This window comes from Brachybacterium fresconis (genome assembly GCF_017876515.1).
GTDB classification, from domain to species: Bacteria; Actinomycetota; Actinomycetes; order Actinomycetales; family Dermabacteraceae; genus Brachybacterium; species Brachybacterium fresconis.
Genome location: NZ_JAGIOC010000001.1, coordinates 1,506,385 through 1,522,268 on the forward strand (window position 1 = coordinate 1,506,385; position 15,884 = coordinate 1,522,268).

General features: G+C 66.8%; 20 protein-coding genes. 6 read left to right on the top strand and 14 right to left on the bottom strand.

What is annotated here, in order from left to right; translation table 11 throughout:
* The first annotated feature begins 99 nt into the window (after positions 1 to 99).
* From JOF44_RS06865 to JOF44_RS06875, 3 genes are read left to right on the top strand one after another with little or no spacing between them, the layout of a single operon-like run.
* Positions 100 to 876, top strand: a complete 777-nt coding sequence (locus JOF44_RS06865) for a histidine phosphatase family protein (RefSeq protein WP_209888976.1) — start codon at positions 100 to 102, stop codon at positions 874 to 876.
* The gene (locus JOF44_RS06870) at positions 873 to 1,421 is read left to right on the top strand and encodes a DUF3090 domain-containing protein (protein WP_209888979.1); all 549 of its coding nucleotides are present in this window, start codon (positions 873 to 875) and stop codon (positions 1,419 to 1,421) included. Before JOF44_RS06865 ends, JOF44_RS06870 begins: the two co-directional genes overlap by 4 nt.
* On the top strand, positions 1,421 to 2,188 hold the full coding sequence (locus JOF44_RS06875; RefSeq protein ID WP_209888981.1) for an SCO1664 family protein: 768 nt from the start codon (positions 1,421 to 1,423) through the stop codon (positions 2,186 to 2,188). The genes JOF44_RS06870 and JOF44_RS06875 overlap by 1 nt, the downstream gene beginning before the upstream one ends.
* A gap of 270 nt (positions 2,189 to 2,458) precedes the next feature.
* On the opposite strand, the gene JOF44_RS06880 is transcribed toward JOF44_RS06875, so the two are convergent.
* The 3 genes from JOF44_RS06880 to JOF44_RS06890 form a co-directional block, all read right to left on the bottom strand.
* The gene (locus JOF44_RS06880) at positions 2,459 to 2,779 is read right to left on the bottom strand and encodes a HigA family addiction module antitoxin (protein ID WP_209888984.1); all 321 of its coding nucleotides are present in this window, start codon (positions 2,777 to 2,779) and stop codon (positions 2,459 to 2,461) included.
* On the bottom strand, positions 2,754 to 3,035 hold the full coding sequence (locus JOF44_RS06885) for a type II toxin-antitoxin system RelE/ParE family toxin (protein ID WP_130630072.1): 282 nt from the start codon (positions 3,033 to 3,035) through the stop codon (positions 2,754 to 2,756). Before JOF44_RS06885 ends, JOF44_RS06880 begins: the two co-directional genes overlap by 26 nt.
* A gap of 173 nt (positions 3,036 to 3,208) precedes the next feature.
* A complete protein-coding gene (locus tag JOF44_RS06890; RefSeq protein WP_209888987.1) occupies positions 3,209 to 3,823 on the bottom strand; it encodes a TetR/AcrR family transcriptional regulator in 615 nt (204 codons plus the stop codon).
* A 94-nt stretch (positions 3,824 to 3,917) separates the two neighbouring features.
* On the opposite strand from JOF44_RS06890, the gene JOF44_RS06895 reads away from it, so the two are divergent.
* Complete coding sequence (locus JOF44_RS06895; RefSeq protein WP_209888989.1) at positions 3,918 to 4,859, top strand: SDR family oxidoreductase; 942 nt, start codon at positions 3,918 to 3,920, stop codon at positions 4,857 to 4,859.
* Positions 4,860 to 4,947: 88 nt separating this feature from the next.
* On the opposite strand, the gene JOF44_RS06900 is transcribed toward JOF44_RS06895, so the two are convergent.
* Entirely contained in the window at positions 4,948 to 5,613 is a 666-nt protein-coding gene (locus tag JOF44_RS06900; RefSeq protein ID WP_209888992.1) for a YdeI/OmpD-associated family protein, read from the bottom strand.
* On the bottom strand, positions 5,610 to 6,584 hold the full coding sequence (locus tag JOF44_RS06905; protein WP_209888995.1) for a helix-turn-helix transcriptional regulator: 975 nt from the start codon (positions 6,582 to 6,584) through the stop codon (positions 5,610 to 5,612). The genes JOF44_RS06900 and JOF44_RS06905 overlap by 4 nt, the downstream gene beginning before the upstream one ends.
* Before the next feature lie 103 nt (positions 6,585 to 6,687).
* On the opposite strand from JOF44_RS06905, the gene JOF44_RS06910 reads away from it, so the two are divergent.
* Positions 6,688 to 7,140 (top strand): VOC family protein, encoded by a 453-nt coding sequence (locus tag JOF44_RS06910; RefSeq protein WP_209888998.1) that lies wholly within the window; start codon positions 6,688 to 6,690, stop codon positions 7,138 to 7,140.
* Between the two features lie 427 nt (positions 7,141 to 7,567).
* Here JOF44_RS06910 and JOF44_RS06915 read toward each other — a convergent pair whose 3' ends face one another.
* The 3 genes from JOF44_RS06915 to JOF44_RS06925 form a co-directional block, all read right to left on the bottom strand.
* A complete protein-coding gene (locus JOF44_RS06915; RefSeq protein ID WP_209889001.1) occupies positions 7,568 to 8,752 on the bottom strand; it encodes a low temperature requirement protein A in 1,185 nt (394 codons plus the stop codon).
* A 100-nt stretch (positions 8,753 to 8,852) separates the two neighbouring features.
* On the bottom strand, positions 8,853 to 9,182 hold the full coding sequence (locus JOF44_RS06920) for a nuclear transport factor 2 family protein (RefSeq protein WP_209889004.1): 330 nt from the start codon (positions 9,180 to 9,182) through the stop codon (positions 8,853 to 8,855).
* A gap of 29 nt (positions 9,183 to 9,211) precedes the next feature.
* Positions 9,212 to 9,967 carry an SDR family oxidoreductase gene (locus JOF44_RS06925; protein ID WP_209889007.1) on the bottom strand — a complete coding sequence of 252 codons (756 nt, stop codon included), beginning with the start codon at positions 9,965 to 9,967 and terminating at the stop codon, positions 9,212 to 9,214.
* A gap of 100 nt (positions 9,968 to 10,067) precedes the next feature.
* Here JOF44_RS06925 and JOF44_RS06930 point away from each other — a divergent pair, with 100 nt between their 5' ends.
* The gene (locus tag JOF44_RS06930) at positions 10,068 to 10,724 is read left to right on the top strand and encodes a TetR/AcrR family transcriptional regulator (protein WP_245348882.1); all 657 of its coding nucleotides are present in this window, start codon (positions 10,068 to 10,070) and stop codon (positions 10,722 to 10,724) included.
* A 165-nt stretch (positions 10,725 to 10,889) separates the two neighbouring features.
* Here the strand turns inward: JOF44_RS06930 and JOF44_RS06935 are convergent, their stop codons facing one another.
* The 6 genes from JOF44_RS06935 to JOF44_RS06960 form a co-directional block, all read right to left on the bottom strand.
* Entirely contained in the window at positions 10,890 to 12,176 is a 1,287-nt protein-coding gene (locus JOF44_RS06935; RefSeq protein WP_209889013.1) for an ISL3 family transposase, read from the bottom strand.
* A 432-nt stretch (positions 12,177 to 12,608) separates the two neighbouring features.
* Positions 12,609 to 13,169, bottom strand: a complete 561-nt coding sequence (locus JOF44_RS06940) for a nucleotidyltransferase domain-containing protein (RefSeq protein WP_209889015.1) — start codon at positions 13,167 to 13,169, stop codon at positions 12,609 to 12,611.
* The gene (locus JOF44_RS06945) at positions 13,166 to 13,486 is read right to left on the bottom strand and encodes a HigA family addiction module antitoxin (protein ID WP_209889017.1); all 321 of its coding nucleotides are present in this window, start codon (positions 13,484 to 13,486) and stop codon (positions 13,166 to 13,168) included. The genes JOF44_RS06940 and JOF44_RS06945 overlap by 4 nt, the downstream gene beginning before the upstream one ends.
* Entirely contained in the window at positions 13,461 to 13,742 is a 282-nt protein-coding gene (locus tag JOF44_RS06950) for a type II toxin-antitoxin system RelE/ParE family toxin (protein ID WP_209889019.1), read from the bottom strand. The genes JOF44_RS06945 and JOF44_RS06950 overlap by 26 nt, the downstream gene beginning before the upstream one ends.
* A 33-nt stretch (positions 13,743 to 13,775) precedes the next feature.
* Positions 13,776 to 14,861 carry a redox-regulated ATPase YchF gene (ychF, locus tag JOF44_RS06955; RefSeq protein WP_209889021.1) on the bottom strand — a complete coding sequence of 362 codons (1,086 nt, stop codon included), beginning with the start codon at positions 14,859 to 14,861 and terminating at the stop codon, positions 13,776 to 13,778.
* A 212-nt stretch (positions 14,862 to 15,073) separates the two neighbouring features.
* Positions 15,074 to 15,724: an NAD(P)-dependent oxidoreductase gene (locus JOF44_RS06960; RefSeq protein ID WP_209889023.1), complete on the bottom strand. Its 651-nt coding sequence runs from the start codon at positions 15,722 to 15,724 to the stop codon at positions 15,074 to 15,076.
* Positions 15,725 to 15,884: the final 160 nt, after the last annotated feature.

The following is a 15,884-nucleotide window of genomic DNA, read 5'->3' on the forward strand; positions in this document are numbered from 1 at the left end:
TCGATCGCGTCCCGCGCCGTGCTCATCAGGGCCGTGCCACCGTCAAGAGCAGCGCCATGGCGCGGCCATCGAGCTCGACCGCGTCGTTAGGCTGGTGGGATGGCGACAGTACTCCTCGTGCGGCACGGCCGCACCACGGCCAATGCGACGGGACAGCTGGCTGGGCGGACCGCCGGCGTCAGGCTGGACCAGCTCGGACGGAAGCAGGCGGCGCTGACCGGGGACAGGATCGCGGCCGCGCCCGTGGTCGGGGTCGTCTCGAGCCCCCTCGAGCGCTGCACGGAGACCGCCGGAGCCATCGTCGAGCGCCAGAAGGGCGCACCGCCCTCGTCGGTCGAGCCCGAGCTCATGGAGTGCGACTACGGCCAGTGGCAGGGGCGCCAGCTCAGCGATCTCGCGACCGAGGACCTGTGGCGGGTCGTGCAGTCACAGCCTTCCGCCGCCGTCTTCCCCGGTGGCGAGTCCATGGCGGGGATGCAGGCCCGGGCGGTGGCAGCGATCCGACGCCACGATGCCGCCGTCGAGGCCGAGCACGGACCGGGCGCGGTGTGGGTGGCGGTGAGCCACGGCGACATCATCAAGTCGATCCTGGCCGACGCGCTCGGCATGCACCTCGACGTCTTCCAGCGGCTCGAGGTGGGCCCCGCCTCCGTGTCGATCGTGAGCTATGGCGCGAGCCGGCCGCGGGTCTCGGCGACCAACACGGATTCCGGTGACCTGTCCTGGCTCGCACAGGCGATCGCCTCCGGCGACGCGCCCGTGGGCGGCGGTGCCGGCACGCCCGACGCGGACGGCAGCGCCAGGGCGCCCGACGCGGACGGCGGCGGTGCAGGCACATCCGACGCAGACAGCCGAACGCCTAGGATCGTCACATGACCGACGCACCTGCACATGTTCACGAGTTCGACTGGCCGGACCGGGTCGTCATCGGGACGGTCGGGCGTCCGGGAGCCCGGACGTTCTACCTGCAGGCGCGCGCAGGGGCACAGATCGTGAGCATCGCACTCGAGAAGCAGCAGTCGGCTCTGCTCGCGCAGAGGATCGACGAGATCCTCGACCAGCTCATCGCCGTCGAGGGCAACCGCTACAGCGTTCCCACCGGCACTCCCGTCGAGCTCGTCGACAACGATCAGCTCGAAGCCGTCCAGGAGCAGTTCCGCGCAGGAACCATCGGCATCGGATGGGACCCGACCACAGCGCAGGTGATCATCGAGGCACACCCCCTCCTCCTCGACGACGACGAGCTCGACCGAGGCGCTGAGGTGGAGTCCGAGATGCTGCGGGTGAGGATGCCGGTCGGCGCTGCCCGTGCGTTCACCCAGCGCACCCTGGAGGTCGTGGACGCCGGGCGTCCCCTGTGCACGCTCTGCGGCTATCCCATCGACCCCGACGGTCACATCTGCACCATTCCCGGGTTCTGATGACCGCGACGGACCTGGCGACCGCCGATCTGACGCTCACCGGCCGCATCACGACGGCGTCCAACGCGACGTTCCTGGGCAGCGTCGGTGACGCGGTGGTCGTCTACAAGCCGGTGGCGGGTGAGGCCCCGCTCTGGGACTTCCCCGCCGGCACGCTGGCCCGCCGGGAGATGGCCGCCTACCTGATCTCCCAGACCCTCGGATGGGGCGTCGTGCCGCGCACCTGGATGCGAGACGGCCCGATGGGCGAAGGGATGGTGCAGCTCTGGCAGGAGCAGGATCCCACCCAGCGCGCCGTGGACCTGATCGCGACGGACCACCTGCCCGCGACGGGCTGGAGAAGCGTTCTCGAGGGACAGGACCAGGACGGGCAGAGGATCACCCTCGCCCATGAGGACACGCCGCCGCTCCGACGCATGGCGGTGTTCGACCTGATCGTCAACAACGCCGATCGCAAGGGCGACCACATCCTCGCCATGGCCGACGGACATCGCTACGGCGTCGACCATGGGCTCACCCTCCACCGCGACGACAAGCTCCGCACAGTCCTCTGGGGATGGCTGGGAGACGCTCTGACCACCGAGGAGCGCGACGGCGTCGACCGTGTCACCAACGGGCTGCACGGCGAGTTGGGCCGACGCCTGACGGACCTGCTCAGCGCGGAGGAGATCGCCTCGCTCGCCGCGCGCTGTGCCCAGCTGCGCGCGGCAGGGCGGTTCCCGGCGCCGAGCGGTGAGATGCCGGCGGTGCCGTGGCCTCTCTTCTGAGGGCCGCCGCATGCTCCGGCGATGCCTCCGCGCTCGGTGGGGACATCGATGACTCCCGAGCTGGTCGCGGGATGCGGCCCCACTGCACAGGGAAGCGGAACTCCACCGAGTTCCGCAGCCGAACAACCTTTGACGTCAGGCGACCTGCATACGCCCAGTCGGTGACCGCATCGATGGACAGGTGCACCGAGCCTGTGCGCGCGGCGGCGATCTCAGCAACGCATGTCTTTCCGACTCCGGGAAGACCGGAGATCACGATGAGACGCCCGGTCATGCGACCTGCAACGGCGTGATCGCGGCAACCTTGTCGCGCAGTGCACGGCGCTCAAGCCGGAGCTCGTAGTTCGACTGCAGATTCATCCAGAGCTCCTCGGACGTTCCGAAGTAGCGCGCCAGACGGATCGCCGTATCAGCAGTGATCCCCCGCTTGCCGTGCACGATCTCGTTGATCCGGCGCGGCGGCACACCGATGGACACGGCAAGCTTGTTCTGCGTGATACCGAAGCCCTCGATGAAATCCTCCATCAGGATCTCTCCCGGGTGGATCGGCTCGATCAGGTCGCGCTCAGTGGTAGTCGACGAGTTCGACATTGTCCGCACCTCCCTCTCTCCAGACGAAGCAGAGACGCCATTGCGCATTGACGCGGATGCTGTGCTGCCCGCGTCGGTCGCCGACCAGACGCTCCAGGCGGTTGCCCGGCGGGACCCTGAGGTCCTCGACATCCTTCGCCGCATGAATCAGCTCGAGCTTCCGCAAGGTCGCCCGCTGCACCGTCCGGTCAACGCGCTTGACGTACTGCTCATGCCAGATGCGCTCGGTGTCCTTGCTGCCGAACGATCTGATCACGAGACCAGTGCATAACGGATGCCGTCAATAACGCTAGACGTTAAACCGGAACTCCACCACGTGCCCACACGTAGGGCCATCACGAGCAGGAACTTGCACACTGCCCTTCTGACCTTCCGTCTGATCGGCGCGCAGTGCTCGCAACGCCGACGAATGTCGGCAGACGGTTCCGGTCATGCCAGCAGACCGCCCAGGACGAGCTCCGAGAGCAGCTCGTGATCCTCCGCGTCGCCAGGACGCCCCAGCAATGCCGCGAGAGGCGGCTGCACATAGAGGCTCGTGGGAGCGGTGACGAGGAAGTAGAACATGTACCACGGCATCGGCCGGCACTCCCCGGTCGCGACGACTCGCTCGAAGATCGCCCGGAGTTCGTCGTTCACCGGGCGGATCAGGTCGTAGATGTAGGCGAGCCGCTCAGTGTCCTGACGTGATTCCTGATCGATCAGGGCTGCCAGCCCGGCCTCGTCGAACGCCGTACGGTGCATGGCCCTGACTGCCCCGATGAGCCGCGTCAGGTCGTCCGGGGCATCAGCGCGCAGTGCCTCCACGACCGGCGGTCCCGACTTACTCACCGCATGCTCGACTGCGGCTTGCCAGAGCTTCTCTTTGTATCCGAAGCGGTCGGAGAGGAAAGTGTGCCCCATCCCGAGCTCGGCGCTCAACCGGCGCAACGAGACGGCGTCGTAACCCTGCACCGCGAACACCGCGAGGGCGCTGGACAACACGTGATCCGCGTCGATCGTCTCGTCGTCAGCCGCAGGGCGGCCCGGACGTCGTCGATCTTCCATCTCTCCTCCTCGATCCAATCGATCACCCTACTTTAAATCAGGCACATGCCGGATTAGGGTGGCACGGACGGCTCGCTTCAATCGAGGAGATCTCATGCCCCGCATCGCGCCCGACATCACCATCCCCGATCTGCGAGGACGACGCGCGATCGTCACCGGCGCGAGCGACGGCATGGGGCTCGGCATCGCGAGGAAACTCGCCGCCGCAGGCGCGACCGTCCTCATGCCCGTCCGCACTCCCAGCAAGGGCGAGGCGGCGGTCGACACCATCAAGTCCTCGGTCCCCGAAGCAGACGTCTCCCTGGCATCGCTCGACCTGGCATCACTCGACTCTGTCGACGCCTTCGCGCGAACGGTCCTGAACGAAGGCGATCCGATCCATATCCTCATCAACAATGCCGGGATCATGACGCCGCCCGAGCGTCGCGTCTCCCCCGACGGGTTCGAGCTGCAGCTCGCCACCAATCACCTGGGTCACGTTGCCCTCGTCGCACACCTCCTGCCCGTTCTGCAGCGCGGACGCGCCCGCGTCACGTCGCAGATCAGCGTCGCCGCGAACCAACACTCGATCAACTGGGAGGACCTGAACTGGGAGCGCAGATACGCCCCGGACCCTGCCTACAGCCAGTCCAAGATCATGCTCGGACAGTTCGGCCTCGAGCTCGAACGCCGTTCTCGAGAAGCCGGATGGGGCATCTCGAGCAACCTGGCTCATCCCGGCGTCGCGCCGACGAACCTGCTCGCGGCACGACCCGACCTGGGGCGCGCCCGCGAAACCCCACGCCGGAAACTCATCCGAACGCTGTCCGCCCGCGGAGTTCTCTTCGGAACGGTCGAGAGTGCCCAACTCCCCGCCCTGCTCGCCGCGACATCTCCCAACGCGCACGGCGGGTCCTTGTACGGCCCTCGCGGGTTCCTGCATCTCGGCGGAGCGCCGGCTGAGCAACCGCTCTACTCCCGGCTCACACGTGCGCAGGAGGCGGCGCGGACATGGGAGACATCGGAGCGACTAGCGGGCGTGGCGTTCCCTGCGTGAGCGAGCACGACGGCGCGAGCGGAGACGCGACCGCGCATCGGACGCCCACCCCGCCTTGGCCGGGACGACGCCGAAAGAAGGGGACACGTCACTCATTCACTCTCGCCGCGGCCGCGACCGAGCGCGCCAGCCATGCCGGGGCGCGCCCGTGATGCTGGGGCGGGATCAGCTCACCGGCCTCGCAGCACGCGACGAGTTGATGCGTCCGCCGCTCCCACGTGTCAGACTGCTTCGCGGACATGATCCAGTGGTGGACGGCCTTGCGGTACCCCGGTGTCGCCGCGTCGAGAAACGCAACGGACCGCGGCGACGCATCGATGATCGCCTGCAACGCAGGAGCGATCCCCGCCTCGGCGTTCTCATGCGTGTAGACACCGGATCGATCAGCGGAACGCCGCTCATACGCCGCGATTCCAGCCTGATGCATACGCCCCTGCGACGTCAGCCGCTCGACATGCGCGATGTTCACGTTCGACCACGTGCTTCGGTGCCTGCGCGGCGACCAGCGCTGGCGACGTGAATCGTCGTCGATCCTCTGCGACACCGAATCGATCCACCCGAAGCACAGTGCCTCGATCACCGCGTCGGCCCAGGTGAGGCCGCGATCAGGGACATGGGCGAGGCGGAGCTCCATCCACAGTTCGCTCTCGGTGTCGTGATAGCGCTCAAGCCACGCGCGGAACTCACCGGCGTCACGGAAGAAGACGGCCGGACGCTCGGCTGACCCGCCAGGAGTCCCCGGCCCACGTCTCATGCCCCCACCTCGCTCGCCATGTGTGCGCGGCGCGCGAGAACGGCGAACGCCTCAGCGAGAGCAGGAGGCTCGACGCCGTCAATATCGGCCTCGAAACGGAGGAACGCAGCGGCAAGAGCGCCCCATGACCACGACCCGGCGCGCAGTCGGCACCGCTCGTCGGCGAGCTCCTCGACGGTTCCGTCACCGGCGAAGGGATGAACGCCACGCGCCGGCAGATCGAGGACCACTGCCCCCTCGCACGGCCAGCGATCGACGTGGTCCGAGCCTTTGAAACGCGCCGAGACGAACGCGGCAACGGAGCCGCCAGGGATGGCCCGCGGGGTGAAAAGCGCCCCATGCGGAGGGCGCAGCACCAGGCGGTCCACACGCAGCGTGCGCCAGCCATCGTTGTCGAGGTCCCACGCGAGCAGGTACCAGCGCCCACCTAGGGTAATGAGACCGTGAGGCTCCAGGCGATTCCGCTCGAGCGTCGTGTCCGCTCTGCTGTAGTCCACACGGAGGATCCGACAGTCGCGGACCGTGGCCGACAGCTCGACGAGGACCTCGGGCGGTACGACGGGCGGAGGACTATCGCCGGGGCGCGCCGACAGTGACGTGACCGGCATGCCGTCGAGCCGATGCCGCAGCCGGCTCGGCAGCACCTGGCGCAGCGTGGCTAGTGCGCGCGCCGCCCCCTCTTCGATGCCGCTTCCCGGAAAGACGTTGGACTCGAGAGCGATCGCCAGGGCGACCGCCTGATCGTCGTCGAACAGCAGCGGCGGCAGGTCGGCCCCGCCTTCGAGGCGGTAACCGCCGTCCGGGCCGGTGAGCGCGCCGACCCGATATCCCAGCGCCCGCAGCCGCTCGATGTCGCGACGTACAGTGCGCTCGCTCACCTCGAGCCGCCCGGCGATTTCGGGCCCCGACCAGTCGCGGCGCGCCTGCAGGAGCGAGAGGAGTTGCAGCAGGCGGTATGTCTGTTCGGCCATGAAACCACTGTAGATCGAGTTGCGGACAGAAGCTGACCTAGTTGGCGTGGATCGTGATCTGACGCCGGGACGGCCCGGCGAAGAACTCTCAAGGAGCTGAACCATGAGCATCATCACCACCACGCACCTGAACTTCCGCGGCGATGCCCGCCCGGCGCTCGACTTCTACCGGTCGGTGTTCGGCGGCGACATCACCGCCTCCTCGTATGCCGACTTCGGCATGCCCGCCGATGCGTCCGGCGCAGGCGGGCTGGTATTCGGCATGCTCGCTTCGCCATCGGGCTTCCGGCTGATGGCGTACGACATCCCACACCAGACGGGCGGATCCGCGGATCATGCCGGCACGACGACCCGCGAGAACGGGATGACCATCACCGACCAGCCCGCCTTCGTGTCCGTGCGCGGCGAAACTCTCGATGAGATCCAGCACTACTGGAGCGGCCTCACCGACGACGCAACGGTGATCGAACCACTCGCCGCCTCGTCATGGAGTCCCGGATTCGGCATGCTCACCGACCGCTTCGGCGTGACCTGGATCCTCGACGTCGCCGCCTGACACCGCGTATTCGTCGTCGGGGCCATCTGTGCGGTGCCCCGACGACGAATCGCCGAATCCGCGATCTTCGCCGGAGCCACAGACGGTTGACCTGCGGAGAAGTCAGCCACCTCGCTGGCTATGCCGCAGCATCACGCGTCCGAACCGGACCCACACTTACACATTGAACCGGAACTCCACCGAGTTCCGGCACAGACCAACCTCTGACTATCAGTAGCCAGGTTGCCAGCGCTAATCATCCCGCGGGTCAGCGCGTTGCTCTGATCAGTTCGTACAGTGCACGGCCGAGACCAGGTGCGCATAGCCACCGGCGATGCACAGGAGCATTCTCACCACCATGCGGTCGGCGAGTTATGGCAGGGGATCGCAGTTGAAAAGCAAAGCGCGTAGCTCGCTCCTGAGCACCGCGATCGGGCGCAGAAGGATCTCAGGTAGAGGTTGCCAAGTCATCACAGTCATCGAGCGCCGGCTGTTTCGATGTCGTGTACGCGGTGTGGGCGGCGAGAATAGCCGTCACGGCGAGTACGGCGGCGCTCAACGCAATCACCGGCAGGTGATCGATCAGCAGCATCGCTGCGATCGTGATCCCCACCAGCACGGCTGCTGCGATGAATCGGGACCGTGCGAGGCGTCCGAATCGGGACCGGAGGAACAAGAGGTTCCCTGCCAGGTATACGAGCGGACCTGCGGCCGTCACGAGAACGATTGCGGGCGTGAGGTGGTCGTGGGAGAGCCGTAGCTCGATGGAGACGGCAACGAGGATCGCGCCCAAGACCATGAAAGCATGCGCGTAGGCATAGGCCGAACGGAGAGCTCCGGTTGACGAGTCGCCGCCTTGGGTATCAGGGCCAGCAAGGGCGAAGTAGTTCCACCAGAGCACGAACAGAGATGCGAAGCCGACGAGCATGCTCAGGGCGAGCGACGCAGTGAGCTGACCTTGGGCGACAATGCTGCCGCCCATGAGCAGGATCGACTCGCCGAGGGCGATGATGAAGACGAGACGGTTGCGCTCGGCCAGGTGCTCGGCGTCCGTGTCCCACTGGTCCATGGGCGCTGCGCCGATGCCGGGGATCCGGTAGTGGGCCAGCGGGGCCGCGTAGTCGATGAGCACCGCGATTAGCCAGAGACCCAGCCGCCATTCAAGGGGCAGTGCCGCACCGAGGACCCAGAAGATGCCGGCCATCAAGGTCCACAGCAGCAGCATGCGGTAGTTGGCAGCGAGCTGATGGCCGCGGTAGGCGATCATCATGAAGACCGGGCGAAGGATGCCCATGAACACGTAGCACCCGACGAACAACCAGGCTCCGTCACCGAAGGCACTGGGGATGGCGATCGACATGCCCAGTGCGGCAAGCATGAGCACCCCGGAGAGCAGCTGCACTAGGGTGCGGCTCGGATCCAGCCAGTTCATCGCCCAGGCGGTGTAGTTCCAGCCCCACCACACCGCGGCGAACACCACGATGGTCTGGGCAGCGCCTTCCCAGGAGAGGTGCTCGATGAGCAGGTGCGAGAGCTGGATGATGGCGAAGACGTAGACCAGGTCGAAGAAGAGCTCGACGGGGCCGGCCTCGGATCGACGGTGCCCGGTGCGCGCGAGCGGGAAGGTAGTCATGGTTGGCGAACCTCGTGTGTGTTGTGCGGGGCCTCGAGGACGACAGCAACGAGCGGGCGTCCCTTTGGCTGAACGCCCGCTCGAGATGCCAGTGTTGGCTCTAGCCTTCGCGGATCGTCATCTTCGCGAGCTTGTCGCCGCCGACGTCGAAGACGAACTTCGAGCGGCCGTTGGCGTGGTCGGAGCGCCAGTCGCCGATGACGGTGATCGTGTCGCCGGCGGTCTCGACTTCCTCGACGGCGAGAGTGCCGTGGGAGCCGATGAACTCCTTGTCGCTCCAGGCCTTGATCTGCTCGCGCCCGTTGAAGGTGCGGCCCCAGTCGTCTACAGCCCCGTCAGGAGCGAAGGCGTCCAGGAAGGCCTGTTCGTCGTGCCTATTGACGGCGGCGATGAACGAGGCCACGGGTTCGGGGACGGTGGATGCTGCCATGAGGTGCTCCTCTTCTCGAAGGGTCGGGCTCAGCGAGTGGTGTAGCCGCCGTTGGCGAAGATGGTCTGCCCGGTAATCCACCAGCCCTCGGAGGCGAGGAAGCGGACGATCGGGGCGATGTCCTCGATCTTGGTGAGCTGGTTGCTCATGCCCTGGGACTTGTGGAACTCGACGCGCTCCGGGGTCTCCTGGGCGTAGAAGAACGGGGTGTCCATGGGGCCGGGCGCGATCGCGGTGACGGAGATTCCCCGGTCCGAGAACTCCTTGGCCGCGGCGCGGGTGAAGTGCTCCACCGGCGACTTACCACCGGCATAGGTGGAGTAGCCATCCGTGAACGCAGCCAACAGCGCGGTGACGATGGTGATGATCTTGCCGCCGTCGGCGAGGTTCTTCCCGGCCTCCTGGATGAAGAAGTACGCGGCCTTGGAGTTGATGTCGAACATCGAGTCGTACTCGTCCTCGGTGGTCTCCATGATCGGCTTGCGCAGCACCTTGCCGGCCGTGTTCACCGCGACATCGATCTTCCCGATCGCCGCCTCCGCGTCGGCGAACAGGCGGGCCACGTTCGCGGGGACCGTGAGATCGCTCTGAAAGATCACGCCCTTGCCCCCAGCGGCTTCGACTGCGGCGAGCGTCCGCTCCGCGTCGGCGCCGCTGGAGTCTGAGTTGTAGTGGATCGCGACGTTCGCGCCCGCCTCCGCCGCCTGGCGAGCGATGAGCCCGCCGAGGTTCTTTGCGCCGCCCGCGATCAACACGTTCTTGCCGTCGAGTGTGTGCTCGGCCATGATGCTCCCTCTATATCTTCGATATGCCACAGTATCTGTCTGCTACATGAGCTAACGTAGCACCATGACAGGAGCACCGACAAGCGATACACGGGAGCGGATGATCGCGGCTGCCGCGGACCTCATCGCCGCCTCCCCCGGGGAGGAGTTCTCCCTGCGCGCTGTGTGCGACGCCGTCGGGGTGAAGATGCCCACGCTGTATCACTTCTTCGGGTCCAAGCAGGGACTGATCGACGCGGTCATCGAGCACGGGTTCGACCTGTACTTGGGGGAGAAGGCGTCGATGGAGTCCTCGGGCGATCCCATCCAGGACATCCGCGCCGGCTGGGACGCCCACGTCGCATTCGGCCTGACCAACCCCGGGTTCTACACACTCATGTACGGCAACGTCAGACCCGGATACTCGCCAGCCGCCCAGTCACGACCCAGTGAGATCCTGCGTGGACTCACGGCGAGGGCTGCCGATCAGGGCAGGCTCATCGTCCCTTCCGAGCAGGCCGCCGCGCATATCCTCGTGAGCAACATCGGCGTCACCCTGCGACAGCTCATCCTGGCAGCGCCGGATCCTGCCCTCTCTCAAGCTGTCCGTGAAGGCGCTATCTCGGCGATCACCGGTAAGGGAATGCGAGCCGACAACCCGCTCACCACCGCCATCGAGCGCGCCGCAGCACAACCAGATGTCCTTGGTAAGGCAGAGACCCAGCTCCTCATCGAATGGCTCGACCGGCTGGGCAGGGATAACGAGAAGCTGCAGTAGGCGAGTGCCAACTAACTACGGAGAGGCACAGCGGTTCAGGAGGTAGAGAACAGACCTTCTTCGATCAAGCCAACGCCGTGCCTATGGGCAGGATTCGCGCCCGGATGCAGAGTGCCTAACTGGCTCTTCGCGGTTCGTGGTGAATGACCCTGCTGTGGAGGGTGTTCACGCTACGGTTCTCGCGGCGCTGGTCAGCAGGATACGCATCCGGTAGTTCTCCGCGTTGCGGAATCCGCGGCCGGTGCGTTTGATGTTCTTGATGCCGGTGTTCGCGGCCTCGACGCGGGCGGTGGTCGCGCCGGTGACGATGGGGACCTCGATCGCGTCCCACCAGGCCACGACGGTGTCGTAGAGCTTTGTCGCCTCGGGCATGTTCGCGATCTGGGCGAAGTAGCCCATCCGCATCCGTTCGTCCCAGGCCTGGGCGAGGGTGTCGGTGGCCAGCAGGCGGCGGAGTTGCTCCTTGATGCCCCAGGCGGCGGAGAGCTCGTCGGTGGGGTCATCGGTGCGGAACACGTCCTCGAGCCGCTCCCAGGCTCGCGGGGTGAGGGTGTCGCCGCCGCGTAGCAGCAGCATCCGGTGGGCCCAGGCCGGGTCGTCCTTGCGGCCCCGGCGACCGCGGTGGGTGCGGGCCAGGCGCTGCCTGATGGTGGTGACCATGTCGTTGCCGAGCTTTACGAGGTGGAACTTGTCGACCGAGACCGCGGCGCGGGGCAGGTAGGTCCGTAGTGCTTTGCGGAACGCGGCCGAGGGGTCGATCGCGACGATCTCGATCCGCTCCCGCCAGGCCTCGGAGCGCTGGGCGAGCCAGTCCCCGACGGTGGCGCTGTCGCGGCCGTCGACGATGCCCAGGACCTGCCCGGTGGCCAGGTCGACCAGTGTCGTCATCCACGGCTCGAACCGCCTCCAGGAGCCCTGATCGGTGCGGAACCAGCGCACTGACCGGTAGCGGTGCTCATCGATGCCCAGCCGGGTCACGCACGTCTTCTCGACGTCGGTCAGGACCACGGCAGCGGCGCTGAGGGCGGCCTGGACCAGCCACCACGAGACGCCGTGGGCCCGGGCGACCTCGGAAGCTGCCCGGCCGGAGGTGATCACGGCCGAGACGACTTGATCGCGCAGCCTGGTGGTCGAGCGGGCGTATCGGGGGATCTGCTCGGTGGCCTCAGCGAACGTGCCCCGGGCGCAGGCCGGCTCGAGACAGAACCAGCGCCGCTTGGCCCACACCACCACCGTCGCCCCGGCGACGGGAACGTCCCTGACTTGCTGCATCCGGCGGGAGTGGACCTGCGTCGCGAGCGCCCCGCAGGACGGACAGCCCGGCGGGACGGTCGAGGCGATCACCACCCGCCGGCTGCCATCGGGCAGGTCGACGGCATCGATGACGCGGTAGTTGGGCAGGTTGAAGATCGTGCTCGCAGCATCCCGCTGCGAACCAGTATTCTCGTGCACAGGCTCGTGGTCCTCTGGAATGTGGATGTCTTGACAACACCCATCACAGCAGGACCACGAGCCGTTCTACGCCAACGACGCGACGCTCCCCATCACCACGAACCGGGAAGAGCCGCCTAACTCAACGAGAGGTAAATCGCCCACAGAGACTCCTTCTCGAGGGACGAAATCAACCTTACCGGCCAGAGACAACGGGATGCCGTCTAGCCCGTCGGACCCCACCTGACGCTAGTTTGAAAAGCGGAATTCAACGGCGTTCCGGCACAAACCAACCTCAGAGATCGCCGTCGGCCCCGACACCTCCAAGACGTGCGCCAAAGCCAGCGCAGAGCAAGTGAGCGCATCCGTCAGCGCTATCCACCAGCACGTCCAACTGACCGGTTGGCCGCCGTCGGAGGCATATTCTCACGGCCCGCGCCTTGGCGCTGCGGATCAGACGTCAGATCGGAAGTCCACCACGTCGCCGCCGTGAGAACCGTGCGCAGTCTCGACTGTCCTCTCGCCACGGAGACCGCCCAACGCCCGAAGAACCTCTAGATCGTGGTGGTCCTCGGCGCGGAGGGAGTATCCGGTTCGCAGCTCCCTTAGCCGTTCGGCGCATGCGACGACCATCGTCCGACCGCCGATCTCGCCGACGGTTCGCTCGCGCTCCCGATGGACGAAGGTGTCGTCGCCGAATCCGCGCTGCACACCATCACCGTTCGCGTCGATCTCCATCGGGTGCACGTCGACAGCATGGTCGCCCCGGCGAAGCTCCACACGGATCGGACGCCAGTCCTCGACGATCTCGTAGCCGGCGCTCTTGAGCCACGCGATGAGGTCATCGACGACCGTCGCGTCGACGAAGATGTCGAGGTCCCCGTGCGATCGCGTCTGCGAACCGTACAGGGCGTCGACTGCCCACCCTCCGTTGACCTGGTAGACAGCGGATCTCGACCCGAGCCATTCGACGACACGGACGACTTCGACCGCGCTCATCCCGACGAACGTCATGCGAACTGCAGCGGCGTGATCGCAGCAACCTTGTCGCGCAGCGCCCGACGCTCGAGCCGCAGCTCGTAGTTCGACTGCAGGTTCATCCACAGCTCCTCGGAGGTCCCGAAGTATCGAGCGAGACGGATCGCCGTATCCGCGGTGATCCCCCGCTTGCCGTGCACGATCTCGTTGATCCTGCGTGGTGGCACACCGATGGACACGGCAAGCTTGTTCTGCGTGATCCCGAAGCCCTCGATGAAATCCTCCATCAGGATCTCTCCAGGATGGATCGGCTCGATCAGGTCGCTCTCAGTGGTAGTCGACGAGTTCGACATTGTCCGCACCTCCCTCTCTCCAGACGAAGCAGAGACGCCATTGCGCGTTGACGCGGATGCTGTGCTGCCCGCGTCGGTCGCCGACAAGACGCTCCAGGCGGTTTCCAGGCGGAACCCGGAGTTCCTCGACATCCTTCGCCGCATGGATCAGCTCGAGCTTCCGCAAGGCCGCCCGTTGCACCATCCGATCAACGCCTTTGACGTACTGCTCATGCCAGATGCGCTCGGTGTCCTTGCTGCCGAACGATCTGATCACGCCATCAGTATATAACGCGCACCGTCATTAACGCTAGACGTTAAATCGGAACTCCACCACGTCGCCGTCCTTCATGACGTAGTCCTTGCCCTCCATGCGCACCTTGCCCTTGGCCTTGGCCTCGGCCATGGATCCGGCCTCCATGAGATGGTCGAAGGAGACGATCTCGGCCTTGATGAAGCCGCGCTCGAAGTCGGTGTGGATCACGCCGGCGGCCTGCGGGGCGGTGGCACCCTGGGGGATGGTCCAGGCGCGGGATTCCTTGGGGCCGGCGGTGAGGTAGGTCTGCAGGCCGAGGGTGTCGAAGCCGACGCGGGCCAGCTGGGAGAGGCCGGATTCGTCCTGGCCGGTGGATTCGAGCATCTCGGCGGCCTCGGCGTCGTCGAGTTCGATCAGCTCGGCCTCGAACTTCGCATCGAGGAAGATCGCCTCGGCCGGCGCGACCGACTTCCGCAGCGCCTCCTGCGACGCGGTGTCCGCCAGGCCCTCCTCGTCGGTGTTGAACACGTAGATGAAGGGCTTGGTCGTCATCAGCTGCAGCTCGCGCAGCGCGGAGGTCTCGATGTCGGCGGCATCGGCGCCCTGGTACAGGGTCTTGCCGGTCTCCAGCAGGGCCTTGGCCCTGGTGACGTTCTCCAGCACGGAGGCGTCGAGCACGCCGCGCTTGGTCTCCTTCTCCAGGCGCTGCATCGAGTTCTCGATGGTCTGGAGGTCGGCGAGGATCAGCTCGGTGGTGATGATCTCCATGTCGCCGGAGGGGTCGCTGGAGCCCTCGACCCGGGTCACGTCGGGGTCGGAGAAGGCCCGGGTGACCTGGCAGATCGCGTCGGCCTCCCGGATGTTCGAGAGGAACTTGTTGCCCAGGCCCTCCCCTTCGCTGGCGCCCTTGACGATGCCCGCGATATCCACGAACGACACGGTCGCCGGGAGCTCCTTCTCGCTGTGGAAGAGCTCGGCGAGCTCGCCGAGCCGCGGATCGGGCAGCGGCACCATGCCGACATTGGGGTCGATGGTCGCGAACGGATAGTTCGCGGCGAGGACCTCGGCGCGGGTGAGGGCATTGAACAGGGTGGACTTGCCGACGTTGGGCAGTCCCACGATTCCGATAGTAAGAGCCACGGGAGGAGATTCTACGGGGCCGTGGTCGGCTCCGCCGCCGCGTTCCGGGTGAGTTCGAAGACCCCGACCGGGGCGTGGCCCTGCAGCCCCTCTCCAGGCGCGTGCCATGAGCCCCTCTCGCGCCGCCATGACCGACGCGACCGCCTCGTCCGCACCGGCTCGCCGCCCCGCGGGGCCCGTCGGCCCTGCCGACGGGCCCCGCGGTCCACAGGTCAGTAGGCGACGGTGAAGCGGGTGCGACGGTGCGCGGGCTTCTCGATCTCGTCGACCACGGCGAGCGCGAGATCGGCACCGGAGATGAAGGATTCGCCGTCCTCGTCGGACAGCAGCACGTCGCCGCCGAGGCGGTAGGCGCCCTTCGCCTCGCCGGGGGCGAAGGCGCCGAAGCCGCCGGCAGGGCTGACGAAGAACCAGTCCAGGTCCTGGTCGGCGCCGCGCAGGTCCTGCAGCACGGCGTCGAGCACCCGGGGCTCCTGAGCGAACTCCGTGGGGAAGTCCGGGGTGTCCACGAGCTTGGGACCGTCCTCGGCGACCAGCAGCGAACCGGCACCGCCGATGACCCCGAAGCGAATCCCGTGGTCGTGCGCGAGGCGGGCGACGGTCTTCTCGACGGCGCGGAAGGCCTCGGGATCGGCCATGTCGCCACGCGGGGAGAGCGCGGAGACGACCACGTCGGCCGCCTCGAGCACCTCGGAGAGGAAGGACTCCTCGCGCACGTCCCCCGTGCGGTACTCGGCCTTCTCCACGGGTTCGGATGCGGCCGTACGGCTGACGGCCAGCACCTGGTGACCGCGCGAGACGGCTTCGGCGACGAGGTGGCCACCTGCGTATCCGGTGCCTCCGAGAACGACGATGCGCGACATGCTGCTCCTTCCTGCACCCGGAGGTGCGAGGTCGGCGACGAACGCCGCCCGACCACTGATGATTGAGGCTTGAACAATATACTCGGTCGCGGATCCGCCGGAAGGAGTGTTCATCGAGAGCGCATTCGGCGCCTGCTCCGCCCTCGGGAGAGTCTCGCCG